Annotated in this window: 18 protein-coding genes and 1 pseudogene; 7 read left to right on the forward strand and 12 right to left on the reverse strand. The window is 66.3% G+C overall.

What is annotated here, in order from left to right; translation table 11 throughout:
- A partial coding sequence (locus tag NBW77_RS18690; RefSeq protein WP_250280087.1) for an Lrp/AsnC family transcriptional regulator occupies positions 1-424 on the forward strand: 424 nt, incomplete at its 5' end.
- 566 nt (positions 425-990) lie between these two features.
- On the opposite strand, the gene NBW77_RS18695 is transcribed toward NBW77_RS18690, so the two are convergent.
- Positions 991-1,317, reverse strand: a complete 327-nt coding sequence (locus tag NBW77_RS18695; protein ID WP_131747677.1) for a helix-turn-helix domain-containing protein — start codon at positions 1,315-1,317, stop codon at positions 991-993.
- The gene (locus NBW77_RS18700) at positions 1,314-1,676 is read right to left on the reverse strand and encodes a type II toxin-antitoxin system RelE/ParE family toxin (RefSeq protein ID WP_175324756.1); all 363 of its coding nucleotides are present in this window, start codon (positions 1,674-1,676) and stop codon (positions 1,314-1,316) included. Before NBW77_RS18700 ends, NBW77_RS18695 begins: the two co-directional genes overlap by 4 nt.
- A gap of 316 nt (positions 1,677-1,992) precedes the next feature.
- On the opposite strand from NBW77_RS18700, the gene NBW77_RS18705 reads away from it, so the two are divergent.
- Positions 1,993-3,726 (forward strand): restriction endonuclease, encoded by a 1,734-nt coding sequence (locus NBW77_RS18705; RefSeq protein WP_131747678.1) that lies wholly within the window; start codon positions 1,993-1,995, stop codon positions 3,724-3,726.
- Between the two features lie 661 nt (positions 3,727-4,387).
- Here the strand turns inward: NBW77_RS18705 and NBW77_RS22900 are convergent.
- The 7 genes from NBW77_RS22900 to NBW77_RS18735 all read right to left on the reverse strand — a co-directional run bounded on the left by NBW77_RS22900 (position 4,388) and on the right by NBW77_RS18735 (position 9,689).
- Positions 4,388-5,251: a TOTE conflict system archaeo-eukaryotic primase domain-containing protein gene (locus NBW77_RS22900; RefSeq protein WP_502799501.1), complete on the reverse strand. Its 864-nt coding sequence runs from the start codon at positions 5,249-5,251 to the stop codon at positions 4,388-4,390.
- The gene (locus tag NBW77_RS18710) at positions 5,235-5,531 is read right to left on the reverse strand and encodes a hypothetical protein (protein WP_165486222.1); all 297 of its coding nucleotides are present in this window, start codon (positions 5,529-5,531) and stop codon (positions 5,235-5,237) included. Before NBW77_RS18710 ends, NBW77_RS22900 begins: the two co-directional genes overlap by 17 nt.
- 52 nt (positions 5,532-5,583) lie before the next feature.
- Positions 5,584-6,384, reverse strand: a complete 801-nt coding sequence (locus NBW77_RS18715) for a DUF8128 domain-containing protein (protein ID WP_242605981.1) — start codon at positions 6,382-6,384, stop codon at positions 5,584-5,586.
- Positions 6,385-6,423: 39 nt separating this feature from the next.
- A complete protein-coding gene (locus NBW77_RS18720) occupies positions 6,424-8,319 on the reverse strand; it encodes a VirB4 family type IV secretion system protein (RefSeq protein ID WP_131747679.1) in 1,896 nt (631 codons plus the stop codon).
- Positions 8,316-8,855 carry a hypothetical protein gene (locus NBW77_RS18725; RefSeq protein ID WP_242605982.1) on the reverse strand — a complete coding sequence of 180 codons (540 nt, stop codon included), beginning with the start codon at positions 8,853-8,855 and terminating at the stop codon, positions 8,316-8,318. The genes NBW77_RS18720 and NBW77_RS18725 overlap by 4 nt, the downstream gene beginning before the upstream one ends.
- A 349-nt stretch (positions 8,856-9,204) precedes the next feature.
- Entirely contained in the window at positions 9,205-9,438 is a 234-nt protein-coding gene (locus NBW77_RS18730; RefSeq protein WP_242605983.1) for a ribbon-helix-helix protein, CopG family, read from the reverse strand.
- 62 nt (positions 9,439-9,500) lie between these two features.
- Positions 9,501-9,689, reverse strand: a complete 189-nt coding sequence (locus NBW77_RS18735; RefSeq protein ID WP_242605984.1) for a hypothetical protein — start codon at positions 9,687-9,689, stop codon at positions 9,501-9,503.
- Positions 9,690-10,045: 356 nt separating this feature from the next.
- Here NBW77_RS18735 and NBW77_RS18740 point away from each other — a divergent pair, with 356 nt between their 5' ends.
- Entirely contained in the window at positions 10,046-10,411 is a 366-nt protein-coding gene (locus tag NBW77_RS18740; RefSeq protein ID WP_131747680.1) for a type II toxin-antitoxin system RelE/ParE family toxin, read from the forward strand.
- Positions 10,408-10,725 (forward strand): helix-turn-helix domain-containing protein, encoded by a 318-nt coding sequence (locus NBW77_RS18745; RefSeq protein WP_131747681.1) that lies wholly within the window; start codon positions 10,408-10,410, stop codon positions 10,723-10,725. Before NBW77_RS18740 ends, NBW77_RS18745 begins: the two co-directional genes overlap by 4 nt.
- Before the next feature lie 218 nt (positions 10,726-10,943).
- On the opposite strand, the gene NBW77_RS18750 is transcribed toward NBW77_RS18745, so the two are convergent.
- The 3 genes from NBW77_RS18750 to NBW77_RS18760 all read right to left on the reverse strand — a co-directional run bounded on the left by NBW77_RS18750 (position 10,944) and on the right by NBW77_RS18760 (position 13,781).
- Entirely contained in the window at positions 10,944-11,993 is a 1,050-nt protein-coding gene (locus tag NBW77_RS18750; RefSeq protein ID WP_131747682.1) for an ABC transporter substrate-binding protein, read from the reverse strand.
- A 70-nt stretch (positions 11,994-12,063) separates the two neighbouring features.
- A complete protein-coding gene (locus NBW77_RS18755; protein ID WP_250280088.1) occupies positions 12,064-12,807 on the reverse strand; it encodes an ABC transporter permease in 744 nt (247 codons plus the stop codon).
- 128 nt (positions 12,808-12,935) lie between these two features.
- On the reverse strand, positions 12,936-13,781 hold the full coding sequence (locus tag NBW77_RS18760) for an ABC transporter ATP-binding protein (RefSeq protein ID WP_175324757.1): 846 nt from the start codon (positions 13,779-13,781) through the stop codon (positions 12,936-12,938).
- A 289-nt stretch (positions 13,782-14,070) separates the two neighbouring features.
- On the opposite strand from NBW77_RS18760, the gene NBW77_RS18765 reads away from it, so the two are divergent.
- From NBW77_RS18765 to NBW77_RS18775, 3 genes and pseudogenes are all read left to right on the forward strand, one after another.
- Positions 14,071-15,687 (forward strand): ATP-binding protein, encoded by a 1,617-nt coding sequence (locus NBW77_RS18765; RefSeq protein ID WP_131747684.1) that lies wholly within the window; start codon positions 14,071-14,073, stop codon positions 15,685-15,687.
- Positions 15,684-16,385: a response regulator gene (locus NBW77_RS18770; protein WP_131747685.1), complete on the forward strand. Its 702-nt coding sequence runs from the start codon at positions 15,684-15,686 to the stop codon at positions 16,383-16,385. Before NBW77_RS18765 ends, NBW77_RS18770 begins: the two co-directional genes overlap by 4 nt.
- Before the next feature lie 68 nt (positions 16,386-16,453).
- A pseudogene (locus tag NBW77_RS18775) lies at positions 16,454-16,903 on the forward strand (transposase); the annotation flags it as partial.
- Positions 16,904-17,073: the final 170 nt, after the last annotated feature.

Here is a 17,073-nt window from a genome sequence, read left to right on the forward strand (position 1 = left end):
ACAACAGAGCCTCGACGCCGGCTTCCCACCCCCACTTCTCGAGGAGATCGGCATCCGATTCCGCGTCACCTTGTTCACCACCCGCGTCGCCGCGCCGACCATGGATGAAACCGACCAGGCAATCCTCAACGCCCTTACCGAAGACGGCGCCCTGGCCAGCGAAGTCGCCGCGGCCATCGGCCTGTCGACCCGCGCCACTCGCACCCGGCTGCCCGGCTCGTCGAACGCGGACTCGTCCGGGAGATCGGCACCAGCCCCAGCGACCCGAGACGCCGCTATTACCCCGCGACCTGAACGACGATTACATCCCACGAACGAGCGATCACCAACCGGCCACCACAGCCACCTGCCCACCATCGACGACGTACGGCGATCCCACCGTGCTCGTGTTCGTGGCGCGGGGACACTGCCGCGGCCTGCTTGATAGGTCCCGCCCCGGCCGAGGTCCTCATCGCCGCCGAGGTCCACCACCGCCAAGACCCAGTTGGCCGCCTGCTCAGTGGAGGTGCTGCGCTCCGAGCGAGGTCGACTCCAGGTAACCAGCATGGTAACGCTGGCATTGAACGTCGCGGAACCCCGGTCTCCCCAGGAGCGGCGGAACTCGCAAGACCGGGGTCGGCGACCCCGTCCGGGTCCACTGACGGGCACCATCGAGCAACATCGACCGATGAGGACACGTATCGAAACCATGGGGTAAACGTGGGGTTCGGTGTCTCGGACGCCCGGCCCAACGGCGAGAAGTGCTTGTGCCACAGGCGATCTGGGTGGACCTAACGCACCACAATAAGAACCGGATAATCTTGGTTCAGGGACCCGAAATCACCATCCGCCCGGTCTCCACGCGTGCCCTGACCAGGGGCAATACCTAGTGACCGCGCCGACCGGAACATCATCTACTGAATCGAACGGGTGTTCCGAATACCTGGCGGTTCGGAGGCATGGTGAATCTGCCGACCGTATTCGTGGGGGTGGCGGCCGGGTTGGCATCCTTCAGCCGATAACGAGCCGTTCCCCGCCGAAGTCCGCGATGATCTCCAGGTGTCCACCGAGTGCTCTGACGTAGGCGGCGAGGGTACGCAGCTCACTGGCATCGACATGGGCCCGCTCGATGGCGGAGACGCGTTCCTGCCGGACGTGCATGCGGTCGGCGACGTCTGCCTGGGTGAGACCCAGACGCCGACGCATCTCCGCGAGCCGATGTGCGCGGTTCTCCGCCACGAACCGCCCCGCCCCCTCCTCGACCTCACGGCGGTCGTGTTCGTCGGGGAAGAACTCGGCGAGGAACCCGTCCCTGTCGTATCCGTGGGCGGGGCTCATACGTCACGCTCCTTGAGGTAGAGGGCGTAGCGGGCTTCGGCCAGTGGGATCGCCTCTTCGTACCAGGCTGACCACCGTCCGGCCTTGTCTCCGGCAACGAGCAGAACCGCGCGACGCTCAGGGTCGAAGACGAACATGATGCGGACCTCGCTGGCTCCGCTCGAGGCGGGTCTGAGCTCCTTGAGGTTGTGGAGTCGTGAGCCCTTGATCCGGTCGACGAGCGGCCGTCCCAGAGCGGGGCCTTCGTCGAGAAGAGCGGTCACAGCCTGGCCGATGAGGATCGCGGTGGTTCGGTCTGTTCGACGTAGGTCATGGAGCCACTCCCGGACCTCGCTGACGATCTCCAGGCGATAGGGCACGACATGTCCCCTTCGGGGCAGAGGGTTCAGTACCTGAGTGTACTGCGGCCCCGCCATCGCGCGAGCCGGCCGCGTCACGCCTGAGGGCGTGGCCTGCTGATGGGTCCAATCGTTGTTCACCAGGCTTGCACGTCGGGCTGCTGCGTCCGCTTGGTTCCACAAACGCAGCCCTCGAAGGGGTCCTCCCGCATCCCACTCGGCGGCGCTCCACTGGACCTGCGGCAATCTGGCGCACGCAGTGACGCTACGTCACAGATAGTGGCATTGCCGGTCAGTACTTCTTGCCAGAAAGTGCCTGGTCTGGTGCTGTATGTAGGTGGCTGGTAAACGTTCAGGCTGGTCGGAGTTCCGCCGCGCCCAAGAGCATCAGCGAGCTCGCCTCGAGCGCGAGGAGCGCCAGATCGACACCGCGGCGAACCGGGCGCAGAAGGCGATGGAGCGGGCACGTCAGAAGGCCGAACGCCAGGCCCGGACTGACGCCCGGCAGCGCGAGCAGCTGAATCACGATCTGATGGCAGCAGAGGCCGAAAAGCTGTCCGCTGAGGTCGACGCCCAGGTTCAGACGCTGGACGCGCTGCTGACCGGGGCGAATCTGGCCCCGTTCTCGTTCGGCAGCCTGCGGCGCGAGGCGCGGATCCCCGCCTTTGACCTGTCGCGTTTCGGGCCCCCGACGCCCATACCGGACTGGGACGACTTCGCCCCGCCCGGCCCTCCGCGTGGACTGGCCGCGATGCTTGGCGGTCGCGCCCGCTACGAGCAGGAACTGGAAGACGCGCAGGGGCATTATCAGGAGGCCGTCGACACGGTTCAGCGCGCGGAGGCCAACAGGCAGGAACAGATCCGCCAAGCGCGCGGCGACCACCAGCGGCGCGCCGACAAGGTGCGTGCCGATGCCGCCCGGCACAACCAGCAGGTGGAACTCTTCGAGGCTGCCTATCATGCGGGCGACACCGACGCAGTCGAGGACTTCGTCGCGCAGATCCTGGACCGGTCGAGCTACCCGGCCGGGTTCCCGACGGGCCGGCGGCTTGCCTACCGGCCCGAGCCGCGTGAGATCTGGATCGAGTTCGATCTGCCCACCAACGAGATCGTCCCGGGCGAGCGCGGTTTCCGCTACGTCAAGACGCGCAAGGCGATCGACACCCTGTCCCGGGCGGATCGGGACCGTAAGGCTCTCTATGCGTCCGTCGTAGCACAGACCGCGCTGCGTCACCTGCGGGAGATCTTCGAGACCACCCCGCGAAGTCTGGTCGACTCGGTCGCTCTCAACGGACACGTGCGGACCCGCGACCCTGGCACCGGGCAGCCTGCCTACCCCTGCCTGATCACCGTCAGCGTGACGCGAGAGATCTACGAGGGCCTGGACTTTGACTACCTCAAGCCCGTGGGCTGCCTGAAGCACCTGAAGGCGATCGTGTCGCCGCACCCGTACGACGTGGAGGCCGTGACGCCGATCGTCGACTTCGACCTTTCTCGCTACAAGTTCATCGACGACTTCGACGCTGCTGCCGAGCTTGACAGCCGGCCTGACCTGCTGGCCATGGACCCGTTCACGTTTGAGCACCTCATTCGCCAGCTCTTCGAGAAAATCGGGATGACTGGCTGGGCCAAGACGACCCAGGGATCACGCGACGACGGTGTCGACGTCGTGGTCACGGACGCGAACCCGATCACCGGCGGCGTCTGTGTCATCCAGGCCAAGCTCTACAAGCGGGTCGTTCCAGCCGAGGCGGTACGGGCACTATGGGGAACAATGGACGACCAGAACGCCACCAAGGGAATCCTGGTCACGTCCTCCTGGTTCGGGCCCGCGAGCAGGGAGTTCGTCGCGAAACGTGCCGGGCGAATCCGCCTCATCGAAGGAGGCGAGCTTAAGGGGCTCCTCGAGGAGCACCTGAACAAGAAGGTCCGCATCGCTCTGCCCACCCAGATCCGCCCCCAACCGGGCAGCACTGTCCACGGCAGCCCGCGCAACTCCCGTCCGCACGCTGACCAACTCTTCGAACTCATCCTCGGTAAGCATCGCTCCTGCTCTGGGCACGTCGGGTGAGCAGGGTAGAACGACTCTCGCTCGATAAGCAGGCCGTAGGACGAACTGAAACAACCGGTCATCTATAGCACAGGCAGACCCTGTCGAGTCACCCAAAGCACTACATATGTGCGCGCACGTCTCGTTCTGGACACGGAGGGTCGACCTGTGCCGTGCTTCGAGCACGGCGACCACCACTCGCGCACGGGATCACACCCGCTATGCGTCTCAGCGTCGTCTGGCTGTGGATCAGTTCGTTGACCGGCGTGGCCTCGTTCGGTACTACGAGCAGGCGGTCGAGCGGCTCGGCTGCGAGGGGTATGGACCGAACGGCTCTACACGACAGTGGTCGACGCCGACGGTCCGCCTCTTCGGGATGTCGAGCACACCTATGTGATGCGGACGTTCACCTGCCTGAGCTGGCCTGCCTCGCTCGGGCGGCCGGCCTGACCGCCACGAGCGTCGCGACCGGCTACGCAGGTCCGCTCGCCCAGGCCCCGGCCGGGTCGGTTGGCAGCTCTGGTACGAGGGCTCCTGGACGGGGTAGGGTCCTGCCGACCCTAGACCCTGGGTTGTTGGCGACCGCGATGTGCTGCCGGCTGTTGAGTCGAGCGCCACGGTTCGGAGGATGGGACGACCTGGTATGTCGCTCCACCCCTCGGCATGGGATGGGGCGCGGCGTTCAGGTTTCGGATACGCTTGCCGGCTGCCTCACCTGATCAACCTGGTTGGATGAGGCGTCTGCCGATCTTCCGTCGATGGCGCATCCGCTGGTGGTACGGATCCGGCTCGATGGGACGGGATAGAGTCGTTTATCGGACGATTCGTTGCGTCCTCGGGAGTCGCCCTCGTGTCCGAACAGATCACCCCCCGGAACGTATCCGGCCGATCGCGAGCACGCCCGCCGCGCCGTTTGGTGGGCCTTCTCGCGGCTCTTCTGGTCTTTCTGCTGGTTGTCGTCGTGCTGTTCGCAGGCTGGTACCGTGCCAGTTTCCACGCTTGGCCCTGGCCCTCGAGCCTGCCAGATAGGGTCACGTACTGTGACCGTGATTACAACGGACCGGGCCGACCGGTCCTGCGGGCCGAGGCCGGAGTTCGTGAGCGCGGCGCTATTCGGCACGTCGGCCGCATCGGGGTCCTGGGTCTCGGGCAGGTCATCTACGCGGCCCCGGTCTCGGAGCAGGCTCGGGCAGGCAATCCACCTATTCCGTGCGCCATGGTCGTCTACCTGCGCACGTCCCACGACCGATACGTGCCCTATGTTCTCAGTGGCGGACCATGACCGGGGGCGGATCGGCCGGTACGACGACACCGAAGCGCGACAACGGGCGATGAGATTCCCGATGCTGCCCGACGCCGGCAGGACGTCCTGGGACGGGAAAAGCCGGTCGTAGCTGGCCAGATCCATCCGGCCTCGCAACGCCATCGCCTCGCGCAACAGACCCGCGCCCAACCGGCGCGCCGTCGCCGCCGCGACCGGACCGGTGAAAAACAGCCAGACGTGGGCGCCGATCCCCGACCGCGACACCTCAAACGCCGCCGGCACCCCCGCCGCACGGGCCGCCTTCGTCGGGGTGGTGTTTCCCGACGTCCACCGTGGTGCCGTCCGCGAGCAGGACTCCGGACGGCTCGGCCGTGGGGTAGCCCGACGAGTGCTCGACGGCGCAGAGCAGGCCGACGGCCGTGGGATACAGCACGCGGACCGCCTCGGCGAGACCGCCGTCGGCCTCGACGCGGCGGCGGATCTCCTCGTTGAGCGCGGCCAGCGCCTCATAGATGTCGTCCTCAGTCGCCGCGGGAATCTTGGCGGGATCGATCAGTCTCATCGCAGGTTCTCCCTGTCTTTCGTAGGCGCGGGGCTCGGTCAGGCGAGCGCGGTCAATCGGAGGGGCCGGTGGGTGGCTGGCCGGCGTGGGGAGTGAGCAGGTCTAGCAGGCCGCCGATCAGATGCGCCGAACCGCCTGCGCGCACTCGCCGGGCGGCGCGGCGGGCTCGGGCGACGCGGCGGCCGGTGACCGGACGGGCCAGGATCTGCACGACCGCCCGCTGGGTGCGAGTGAGCCCTCCGGGAGCGCCGAGCAGCGCGCGGATCGGGTCGGCGTCGTGGCCGACCCGGATCGGCAGTGCTTCCGGGCGGGCGAGGCGGAGCTCGCCGGCGGCGAGCAGCCGCCGGCCGGGCCGGGCGAGGACCGGGAGCGGGCCGCGGGCGGGTGTGGTGCGGGTGTGGGCGCCGGGCCAGGCCGCCTCGACGGCCCGTTCGACGAAGCCGTCGGGGACGACGCCGGGGACCCAGATCTGGATGCGGACCCCGTCGGCGTCGAACAGGTACTCCCACGCCAGATGGGGCTGGCCGGCTAGCCGCCGCCAGCTGGGGCGCAGCAGGCCGAGCAGGTTCGACCACAGCGCGGTCGCGCCGGCCGGGTCGACGGTGGGCGGGGCAAGGACGGTGACGAGACGGGCGCCCGCGGCGAGCCGCTGCCCATAGCGGCGCCGCACCCGCCGGCGGGCCGTGAGCAGACCGGCGACGGCGACGGCGAGCAGCGGGCCGGCGAGGGAACCCCAGGCCAGCGCGCACACCTCGGCGTGGTGTGCCAGCTGGTGGATACCGGCCCAGGGGTCCTGAAGGTAGGTCGCGAGCGGCGACGACGGCGTGGACATCGCCGCCGGCAGAACACTCATAGTTATGATCTCCTGACGGCAACGGTGGGATCGGACCACTCAGAGGGCATCGAGGTAGATCAGGCCGTCGGGATCGGCCCGGTCTTCCGGCCCGGCCGGAACGGCGAGATCGAAAAAGCCGTCATCGCCGACGCGGGGCTCGTCGGCCAGTTCGGCCGGGTTTGTCGTGATGAGTCGGTGTTCGACCGGCGAGGCCAGGGCATGGAAGGCGACTCTTTGTGGCCCGGCCGCGAGGAGTCCTTGGCCCCTGTCCGCGGACAGGAGGAATTGCCGTTCGCCCTGGGACAGGTCGAACACCTGGGTGATTTCGTCGATGGCCTGCGGCGCCTGGCGCAGCAGGATCTGGGTAGCGGCGTTGGTGACGATCGCCCGGCCCAGATCGGTGGCGAGCACGTCGGCGGTGTCCTGGGTGGCGACGGTCAGCCCGGCCCAGTATTTGCGGGACGACTTCGCCATCCGGAACAGGAAGTCGGCGCCGGCGGGTTGGCGCATCAGTAGCCACGCCTCGTCCACCACGACGAGCCGGGGCCGGCGGTCGGCGGGGTTGGATACCCGCCGCCATACCGCGTCGAGCACGAGCAGCGTCCCGATGGCTTTGAGTTCCTCGGGCAGGTCGCGCAGGGAGTAGATAGCAAGGTGGCCGTCGCCGCGGCCGGTGCTCGGGCCGGCGAACAGGCCGGAGAACGCCCCTGCGGTGAACGGGTGCAGCCGGGCGCCGAGCGCCACCGCCGCCAGGTCCTCGGAGCCGGCGAGGGTTGCGGCGAGGTCGACCAGCAGCGGCGCGGGACGGCTCCAACTGCCCGGGTCGGCGGTGATCCCGGCCGCCCGGTAGGTCGCGGTGATCGCGATATCGAGTGCTGCCCGTTCGGCCGCCGACAGCTGCCCGACCAGCACCGAGATGACGGTGTGGAGGAACAGGCTGCGGCGGACCAGCGCGTCGCGGGGCGCGGTGCACCGCCCGTCGGGGGTGGTGTGGATGGGCAGGTCGAACGGGTTGATCCGCACACCGTCGCCGCCGAGATGTAGGTAGCTGGCGCCGACGGCATGGGCGAGGCGGGCGTACTCGTCTTCGGGGTCGACGACGTGGACCTCGATGCCCCGGTAGAGCGAGCGCAGAAGTTCAAGTTTGACCAGGTAGGACTTCCCGACGCCGGAGCGGCCCAGGACGACGGCGTTGTGGTTGTCGATGTCGCCGAACCGGTCCCAGTGCACGAGGCCCTGCGAGGCGACGTTGAGCCCGTAGAGCACGCCGGTCGGGGCGAGCGACGTCGGGTCGGCTGGCGGCAGATCCGGTGAGGTGAACGGGAACGCGGCGGACAGGGCGGCAGTGTCGAAGGTGCGGCGCATCCGCACCTGGTCCAGGCCCAGCGGCAGGGTGCTGACCCAGCCTTGGAGGGACCGGTAGCTGGTGGGTTTGGCGTCGAGCAGCAGGCTGGCCGCCAATGCCCGAACCGCGGCGACCTCGTCGGCCAACTCGTCGGCGCTGGCCGCGTGCACGGTCAGGTAAAGACCGAGGCGGAACAGCTTGCCCTCGCCGCGGGCGACGCGGGCGGAAAGGTCGTAGGCGTCCTCGGTCGCGGCCTCGACCCGCGGGTCGACCAGCCGGCCCTTCTCATCGCCGAGCTGCCGGCCGGATTCCAGCTTGGAGAGCTGGCGGCGCAGCCGGTTCGCCGCGGTCACCGGATCGATCGGCTCGACATGCACGGCGACGTCGACCCGCCCCGGATATGTGAGCAGCGGCGCGAGCCAGCCGGCGTGGACCTCGCGGGGGTAGCCGGCGATCGCCATCGTGGCGAGGAAGTCCCCGCCAACGTCGAGGTGGCGGGGGGCGATCGTCAGCGCGTCCGGCACGAACGCCGCTGCGGCGGCGTCCGCCAGCCGGGTGGACGGGCCGTGGGCTGAGGCGGATGCCCCGCGTCGGATCCGTCTCCTCATCGGTGTCCCCCACTCCGTCCGCCGGCGTCGGGTCGTCTCGCCCGCCGGGAGTCGCCCGCCGGGCGGGTGCGGGGGGCCGGCGGGACCCAGCCGTCGGGGGGCTCGGCGTCCACCGGGCTGTCGCAGCCGGCACCGCCCCGGGCGGCGGGGCCCGATGGCCCGGCTGCGGGTCCATCCATCTCGTCGAACCTCGGGCCGTCCCACGGGAAGTCGTCGTCGTCGAAACCGGACTCGTCGCCGGGGTAGCGCATGTCGGGGTCGTCGAAGTCGGCGGTGATGACCTCGTCGGGTGCGGCGAGCGCTGACGGGGGGACCAGACCGGCGGGGTTGCAGGCGGCGGCCAGCACGCTGGTCGCCGTGCCGGCGTCCAGCGGCGTGAGCACGATCCCCGCCGGGGCCAGAAGGTCGGTCGCCTCGGCGAGGCGGCGGGCCAGGCGGGTATGCGCGGCGCGGCGGGTGGCCTCCCCGGCGCGGCGGGCGTCGCGGGCCGCAGCCCGCCGGCCGCTCAGCGCGGCCAGCGGGGAGGCGCCACCCAACCCGTCGACCGGGCCGGCGGTGACGAGGGGTTCGCGCAGGACCAGCAGGGTCGCCAGGGACTCGAACCCTGAACCCAGAGATTAAAAGAACGTTGGAATACGTGCCGGAACATTCCGCGCCATATTGGAGAATGCCGGAATGTGCAGGCCGGGGCAATTGTGGATGTCCGAGGGTGTCGGGTGCTGTCGGTGAGGTTCGCAACGTCCGCACCCGCAATGAGCCCACAGTACCCGTCGTTTCTCCGGATAGCAGACGATCATATGCGTTACTAACAGTTATTCGATGAATTTCACCAGTGCGACTCCGATCGTCGGGGCCGTTCCCCGCACCCCTGTGGGACGTCGGCGCCTACGCGACGTCGAGCCATGCCCGGAGTGCCTGGCGGATGACGTCGCTGGCGTTCGTGTGATCGGCAGCCGCCCGCGTGGCGAGCGCCGCCCGCAGCTCCGGGTCCAGCCGCACCGGTACCACATCTGCAGGAGCCGACCCCAACGGACGGCGGCCCCCGCGTCGACGCAGTTCCGCAACGTCATAACCGGCATCGGCCTCCGCCGCCAGCCGATCCACCAGTTCGTCGGTCATCGGCACACCGTTCGACGTCGGAGGCCTCTCACTGCTGTCCGTCATGACACACCTCTCACTGATCACGGCAGGAGATCGGAGTACTTCGACCGCATCCGCATCGCGTGGATGATCAGATCTGTGTCGTCCAGGAGCAGGACGACGACCTCCAACAGGTTGCCCGCCCGGTCGGGACTCGGGCCGTAGCTCCCTGCGCGGCTCCTCCTTGTCGTCCCCGAGGGGATAGGCGGCCAGGAATCGTTGGGCGGCATGAATGCTGTCCGCGTCGGCGATGCCATGCTTGCGTGCCGACCGGTGAACATCCTTCCGACAAAGGTATTACGAAACCGTCGGCCTGTCGGCACTCGCAAAGGGTACATACCAGGGAAGGGGTCACGTCGGCCAGATGATCGAATAGGAGCCGCGGAAGTTCAACTTCGACGGCCACACCGCTCCACTTTCGAGCACCGTCGCACCGCAGCACCGCCTGCGCGTCCGTGTCGGTCGTGACGCTGTCGCTGACCGGGTTGAGGCATGGAGCGGGATCCCGCACCCGTGAAAAGTCCTAGGTCACAACCCCGGACGGGTTTCGGATACCCGTTGGTTTACCAGAAACTATACTTGCGGTGTGGGCGGACAGCAATGGGACGTCTTCCTCGTTCACGAGGTCCGCGCGTGGATCGACGGTCTGGACGCGCCGACGCACGCGCGCGTCGTCCAAGCGATCGATCTGCTCGCGGAGGCCGGCCCGGGGCTTGGTCGACCGCTCGTGGACACGATCACGGTCTCGTCGCTGCCCAACCTGAAGGAATTCCGTCCCGGCACGGTGAGGATTTTGTTCTGCTTCGACCCCTGGCGTTCGAGCATCCTGCTCGTCGCCGGGGACAAGTCCTGCCGGTGGAACGCATGGTACGAGGAGGCGATCCCGCTGGCGGAGCACCGGCACGAGACGTACCTGAAGGAACGCGGCCAGGAGGAGGACGACCGACGATGAGTGGTTATGTGCGGTGGGCGGACGTCCGGGCCGAGCAAGTCGCTCGAGCCGGCGGTGAGGAGGCGGTCGAGGCCGGTAAGCAGGAACTCCTCGCGGTCGCGGTAGGTCATCGCCTCGGCGAGGTGCGCCGCGCACGGGGCCTCACCCAGCAGCAGGTGGCCGATCGGATGGGTGTCACCAAAGGCAGGGTCTCGCAGATTGAACAGGGCAAAATTTCTGGGCAGGATGTGGTCGCCCGGTTCGCTGCCGCTCTCGGTGGCCGGCTACACCAGGCGATCTACTTCGACGACGGGGATATCACCGCGATCGCCTGAAACGGCTCTGTTGCATTAGGTGGAGCCCAACAGGGTCGAACGGTGACCTGTTATCGGTGGTCTGGTCAATGAGTACGAACGCGTCGCGCAAAAGCCCAGCTCAACGCTGGTGGCACAGTTCTGGCACCCCACAGGGTCGGGCGATGCACGCAGTGCCCGCCCATTCCAGGTAAGGGGATGGGCGGGCACAGTCGACTGCTCGGCGATGGATGGCGGCGTTATGTGGCGTTCTCCACAAACTGGTCTGTGTAGGTTTTGCTCAGGTCGATTTTCTTGCCGATGATGTTCTTGTTGAATGCCGAGAGCACTTTCAGGTTTGTAGGCGGTCCGTTGGGTGGCATGATGCCGGTCGGGTTGTAGATGCCTTTCTCGTTGTTGAGGGCGGCGACGTAGGTGTCCTTGCCGACACCGGCGTAGTAGTCGGCGGGCATCATGTCAGCGATCTGGGCGGCAGTGTGCTCCTGGATCCATTTCAGGGTTTTGACGTAGGCGTTGACCAGCTTCTGTACCGTTTGTGGGTTATTTTTGATATAGGAGGTGGTCATGTACAGCGACGTCGCCGGGTACTCGCCGCCGAGCGCCTGGGTGGCCCCAGCGTCAGAACGCATATCGAGCAAAATGTAGGCTTGCTTGTTGGCGAGCAGTTGCGACACGGTGGGTTCGGTGGTCATGGCGCAGTCAACGTTCTTGTGCGTCATCGCGCCGATCAAGGTGGCGCCGGCTTGGACACCGATTCGGTTGATGGTTGTGGGGTCTACGCCGTTCTTCTGCGCCAGGTACTGGGTCAGGAAGTCGGTGGACGAGCCCAGGTCGGTGATGCCGAGGTTACGGCCCTTCCAGTCGGCTGGGGACTTGATCTGGTTCTCGAGGTCGTTGCGGCACAGCTCGACCTCGCCAGGGGTGACCAGCATGGAGACCACGGACTCCACTGACTGGCCGAGGCCCTGCAGGTCGATGGTGTGGTCATAGAAGCCGCCGACGCCATCGACCTTGCCTGCGAGCATGTTTGTTGTGGCATCTACACCGGCCGGCTCGTCAGAGAGCGCGATGTTGAGGCCTTGGTCCTTGTAGTAACCCAACTGCTGGGCAAGCATGAAGGGAAGGTAGATCTGCTTGTTGAGACCACCAACCATGATACTTACCTTGGTGCCTGAGTCGGTACCGACATTTGTTGTTCCGCTGCTGGTATGGCTGGCGTTCGAGCTGCATCCGGTTGCGACCAGGGCTGCGGCGATCCCGGCCGCGGCTAGTAATCTTGTTCTGGACATGCGGTTCCCCTTTTGTTGTGGATAGGAAAGCCTGGTCGGTATGAGCCGAGCGCGGTGAGTTCTCCGGTTGTTACAGGTCCGGTCCGGCGAGTTGCGGTGGCCGCCACCGGAGGAGACGGTTTTCGAGCTTGGTGATGAACCATTCCGCGAGCAGAGCGACCATGCCCATGATGACCATCGCGGCCCAGACACCGTTGGCGTCGAAGGTGCCTTGCGCGTTCTTGATAAGTACGCCGAGGCCGTGCGAGCCGCCGAGGAACTCTCCGACGATCGCGCCGATGAGGGCGAAGCCGAAGCTGACGTGCAGGCTGGCGATGATCCAGGTGAACGCCGACGGGAGTATGACCTGCCGGGTGACCTGCCAGGGGGAGCCGCCGAGGATGGTGGCGTTGGCGATGAGGTTGCGATCGACTTCGCGGACGCCTTGGAAGGCGTTGAAGAACACACCGAAGAACACCAGCACGATGACCAGCAGAACCTTCGATTCGATGCCTAGGCCGAAGGCCAGCACGAACACCGACCCGAGGACAATGCGCGGGATCGAATTCAGGACCTTGATGTAGGGGCTGAATACGTCGGCGAGGAAACGGATCCGTCCGAGCGCGATCCCGGCGACGATGCCAAGCGCAGTGCCGATGGCGAAGCCGATCAGCGCTTCCTCCAAAGTGGTCTTGATCTGGTCTCCGAGAGAGCCGATCGCGGTTCCGTCGGCGACCCAGGTGTGTAGACGGCTGACAATCCCGGACGGCACTCCATATAGGATGATCTTTCGTGAATCGGATCCTACATACAGCTCCCAGCCGCCGATCACCACGACCAGAAACGCGAGCTGGGTGAGGTGAACGATGAGCTTACGTCGGCGTACTTTGGAGCGGTAGACCCGCTCATTCACGGAGACCTCATGTTTCTCGCCCGCTGTCGTCAGATTCGCGGTGACGGTCATCACGGCGCCCTCTTCGTAGTCGCAGCGGTGGTCTGCGCATAGGCGATATCAACTTCCGAGCGTAGGGCTTCCCATATCTGATGGTAGAGATCGACGAAATGTTGTTCGAAGCGAATTTCCTGCACCACACGAGGCCGCGGCAAATCGATCTCGAAACTGGCCTTGACGGTGCCGCCGGGACCCGCGGTGAGAACGACGACCTTGTCAGCCAGAGCGATTGCTTCCTCGAGATCATGGGTGACGAAGACGACGGCGGGACGAGTGAGGTCCCACAACTGCAGTAACTCATTGGACATGATCGAGCGGGTTTGAACGTCCAGCGCGCTAAACGGCTCGTCCATCAATAGGATCCGCGGCTCGTTGATCAGACTCTGGGCCAGGGCCACCCGCTTGCGCATGCCGCCGGAGAGCTGGTGGGGGAACCGGTCCTCGAAACCAGCCAGCCCGACCCGGCGCAGCCAGTCGCGGGCCTTCGTATTGGCCGCGGACTTTGAGGTGCCGCGAAAGCGCGGTCCTAGTGCGACGTTGTCGAGCACCGTCTTCCACGGCAGGACCGCATCGGTCTGGAACATGAACGCAACTCCCGGGGTGATACCCGATACGTCCGCACCGTGGACTTTGACCGTTCCCAGCGACGGTCGTTCCAGTCCGGACACCAAGGTCAGCGTGGTCGACTTCCCACAGCCCGTCGGTCCGACGATCGCGCAGAACTCCCCGGCCACCACCCCTAGATTCAGGTCTTTCAGCGCCGTGTACGTTGCCCCGGACGGGGTCGTGAACCTTTTCGTGACCGCTCGTAGATCGATCGCCAGCGTCCCGGAATCGCTGTGCTGTGGTAGTCGCACTGTCGCTGGTCCTTCCTGACTATGAAAACGGCATCGCCGGCGCGGATCAGTGGGTGGCGTACCGGCTGTGTGGGAGGACAGTAGGAGTCTGGAAACGAGAGCGAAATAATTCAGAAAGTTGTGTGGCTATCCCGCGTTACTCGTCGTTCTGCTCGCAAAGCTCAGCGGCAGCGCCTTCTGGTGAGTTCAGTACGTTCTGCTCGGCTGCCACTTACCATGTGGGATGCCGCGCCGCCTCTTCCGGAACCGGCGTAACACGTTCCATGATCGACAGAGTGGAGGAACCTCGATGTGGCGCTCACGCACCCTGGCATCGCAGATCCTCATTGGCGTGCTGGGCATCCTCGTTGTCACGATCGCGTTAGGCGGCGCGCTCTACGTCGAGCTCACCCGCCGGTCACTCGATCGGCAGTACGAGACGCGCGCCGTCGACATCGCCGCGACGGTGGCACAGATCCCCGACGTCAGAGCAGCGGTGTTACGCCCCGATCCCCAACGCGTCATCCAAGGTCTGGCCAACCAGATCGGGCGGAGCACCGGCGCAGACTATGTTGTGGTCGCCGACCGGGCAGGTGTCCGTCTATCCCACCCGAACCCGGCACTGATCGGGCAGCGGCTCGAAGAACCCGTGGTCGCCCTGGACGGGCATACTCACGTCGGCATCGATCACGGCAGTCTGGGCCGCTCGGCCAACGGTAAGGCTCCTATCTTCGACTCGGACGGCGCCGCCATAGGTGAGGTCTCAGTCGGCATCCTGGAACGCAACGTGACGAGCCGGCTGCGGCACGAAGCTCTATTGATTCTCCTGTATTCGGCCCTCATCCTCGCACTCAGCACGGTTGCCTCGTGGGCGCTTGCCCGGACAATCAAGCGAATCACCTTCGGTCTGGAGCTGTCGGAAATCGCATCGCTGCTGCAGGAGCGCGAGGCAATGCTGCACGGCATCCGCGAGGGTGTGCTCGGTTTCGATGCCAACGGTTGCGTCAATCTGATCAACAACGAAGCTCGGCGGCTGCTGCGGATCACATCCACGGCAACCGGGCAGCACCTCGATGAGTTGGTGCCGCCCGGCCGGCTGCACGACATGCTCGCCGGCGACATCTCGGGCGCCGACCAGGTCGCCCTCACCGATGAATACCTACTTGTAGTCAACCGAATGCCAGTCCTACTGTCCGGGCGTGACGTCGGGTACGTGGTCACGCTACGCGACCGCACCGAGTTCGAGGCGCTGATCCGTGAGTTGCACGCGGTCACCGGCCTCACCGCGGCGCTCCGCGCCCAGGAACACGAGTTCGCAAACCGGCTACACGTCATCGCAGGCCTGCTTGAACTCTCCAAACCGGAGGAGGCAGCGAGCTATCTGGCCGAGATCTCCCAAACCACCCTTGGCCAAGGCGAGGAACTGCGAGCCCGAATCGCGCCGCCATCGATAGCCGCGCTGCTCACGGCCAAGGTGACGATCGCGGCCGAGCAGGACGTACAGGTGATCATCGATGACACATCGCACCTAGACCAGCCCGCCATGGATCCTCAAGTACTAATAACGATCATTGGAAATCTGATCAATAACGCGGTCGACGCGGTCGCGGGTGAACCCGGCCCCCGGCAAGTCGGCGTACATATCAGCGACGATGACGGCGAGGTGTTCATCAGGGTCACCGATACCGGACCCGGCGTCGTACCCGACACGATCGAGGAAATCTTCCAGGACGGCTACTCCACCAAAACCCCCCGCGGGGAGATACGCCGTGGCCTCGGGCTCGCCCTGATACATCGGCTCGTACACCGTACCGGCGGCTCCGTCACCGTATCCCCAGGGCCAGGCGCCCGGTTTGAAGTCCGATTACCCATCCCCGATTCAACCACCTCAACGCCAGGCCTCAGCACACGGGAGAACTCACGGTGATTCCCATCCTCGTCATCGACGACGACTACCGGGTCGCCAGCATTCACGCGGCCATCGTCGAACAGGTCCCAGGCTTTCACTGCGTCGGAGAAGCACACAGCGCGGCCGAGGCACGCACCGCGATTCGCGACTTCCAGCCCGAGCTACTCCTCCTCGACATCCACCTACCCGACGAGGATGGCCTGTCCCTGTTGCGCACTCTGAAAGCCACAGCCGGCAGGGTTCCCGACTGTATCGTCGTCACCGCAGCCCGTGACCTCCACGCCGTACGGACGGCAATGCACCTCGGCGCCGTATACTACCTCGTTAAACCGTTCGGAGTCGGACAATTACGTGATCAACTTCGGGCCTACCGCCGGTGGCGCGAGCAGCTCGAGAGCTCCGACCAGGCTGACCAGGAAACCGTCGACGCCCTTTACAACCTCCTGCGCGCTCCGACCGCACTCAACTCCTCTCCACCCAGCCAACTACCACCGACGATGGCGAAAATCCTCGATGCTGTCAGCGCAGCAGCTCAGCCGGTCAGCGCCACCCAAATTGCCCAACAGCTCGGTATGAGCCGCCCAACAGCCCAGCGCTACCTCGCTGACTTACAACGGCGTGGCCTAGTCGCACTCGATCTTGCCTACGGATCAACCGGGCGCCCCGTACACCGCTACCACCCAGCAGCCCCCGACCGCCGCCGAACAAGACCATAGCGTGGGCACGGGCCTGTAGAAATAACGGCGTAACTCCCCGAGAGTGAGGATGCGCCTTAAGTGACACGATGGTGGAGGTTCCGCCGGCCCACGAAGCCCCCCTGCCAGGCCAGCCCGCAGGCCGCCCGGCGGAGTGGGACCCCGGCGACGCACAGCTGGTACGTCTGCCGGCCGAACGCGCCCACGCGGACGGGATCAGCCTGGCCGGCGAAGGCGGCCTGCTGGCCCAGCTGACGAAGCTGGTACTCGAAGCCTGCCTGGAAGCCGAGAGGAGCGCCCACCTGGGCTACGACAAGCACGACCCGGCCGGCCGCGATGGCGGGAACTCCCGCAACGGGACCCGGACCAAGACGGTCCTGACCGAGATCGGCCCGGTCGCCATCGAGGTGCCGCGGGACCGGGCGGCCTCGTTCGCGCCGGTGACGGTCCCCAAACGGGTCCGCCGGCTGCGCGGGGTGGACGAAATGGTGATCTCGCTGGTGGCCCGTGGGATGACGACCGGGGACGTGCAGGCCCACCTGGGGCGAGGTCTAGTGCAGCGCCTCATTAGTTCGTTTGCGGTGTTTGGCTACGGTCCGTGGCCCCGTCAGGCGGCTTGGGCGAGGCTGTCGGGGCTGGGGTCGGGCGTGGGGTGGCGTTCGAGGTAGCGGGCGTGCTCGGCGTCGGCGTCGTAGCTCCAGCGGTAAGG

Source organism: Frankia sp. Cppng1_Ct_nod, assembly GCF_920656135.1.
GTDB classification, from domain to species: Bacteria; Actinomycetota; Actinomycetes; order Frankiales; family Frankiaceae; genus Protofrankia; species Protofrankia meridionalis.

What these genes read in the sequence shown, in the direction of transcription:
- NBW77_RS18695 (WP_131747677.1), bottom strand. Translation starts at nt 1,317, where the DNA reads ATGAGCCCCGCCCACGGATACGACAGGGACGGGTTCCTCGCCGAGTTC.
- NBW77_RS18710 (WP_165486222.1), bottom strand. Translation starts at nt 5,531, where the DNA reads ATGAGACTGATCGATCCCGCCAAGATTCCCGCGGCGACTGAGGACGAC.
- NBW77_RS18715 (WP_242605981.1), bottom strand. Translation starts at nt 6,384, where the DNA reads ATGAGTGTTCTGCCGGCGGCGATGTCCACGCCGTCGTCGCCGCTCGCG.
- NBW77_RS18720 (WP_131747679.1), bottom strand. Translation starts at nt 8,319, where the DNA reads ATGAGGAGACGGATCCGACGCGGGGCATCCGCCTCAGCCCACGGCCCG.
- NBW77_RS18730 (WP_242605983.1), bottom strand. Translation starts at nt 9,438, where the DNA reads ATGACCGACGAACTGGTGGATCGGCTGGCGGCGGAGGCCGATGCCGGT.
- NBW77_RS18735 (WP_242605984.1), bottom strand. Translation starts at nt 9,689, where the DNA reads ATGCCGCCCAACGATTCCTGGCCGCCTATCCCCTCGGGGACGACAAGG.
- NBW77_RS18745 (WP_131747681.1), top strand. Translation starts at nt 10,408, where the DNA reads ATGAGTGGTTATGTGCGGTGGGCGGACGTCCGGGCCGAGCAAGTCGCT.
- NBW77_RS18750 (WP_131747682.1), bottom strand. Translation starts at nt 11,993, where the DNA reads ATGTCCAGAACAAGATTACTAGCCGCGGCCGGGATCGCCGCAGCCCTG.
- NBW77_RS18765 (WP_131747684.1), top strand. Translation starts at nt 14,071, where the DNA reads ATGTGGCGCTCACGCACCCTGGCATCGCAGATCCTCATTGGCGTGCTG.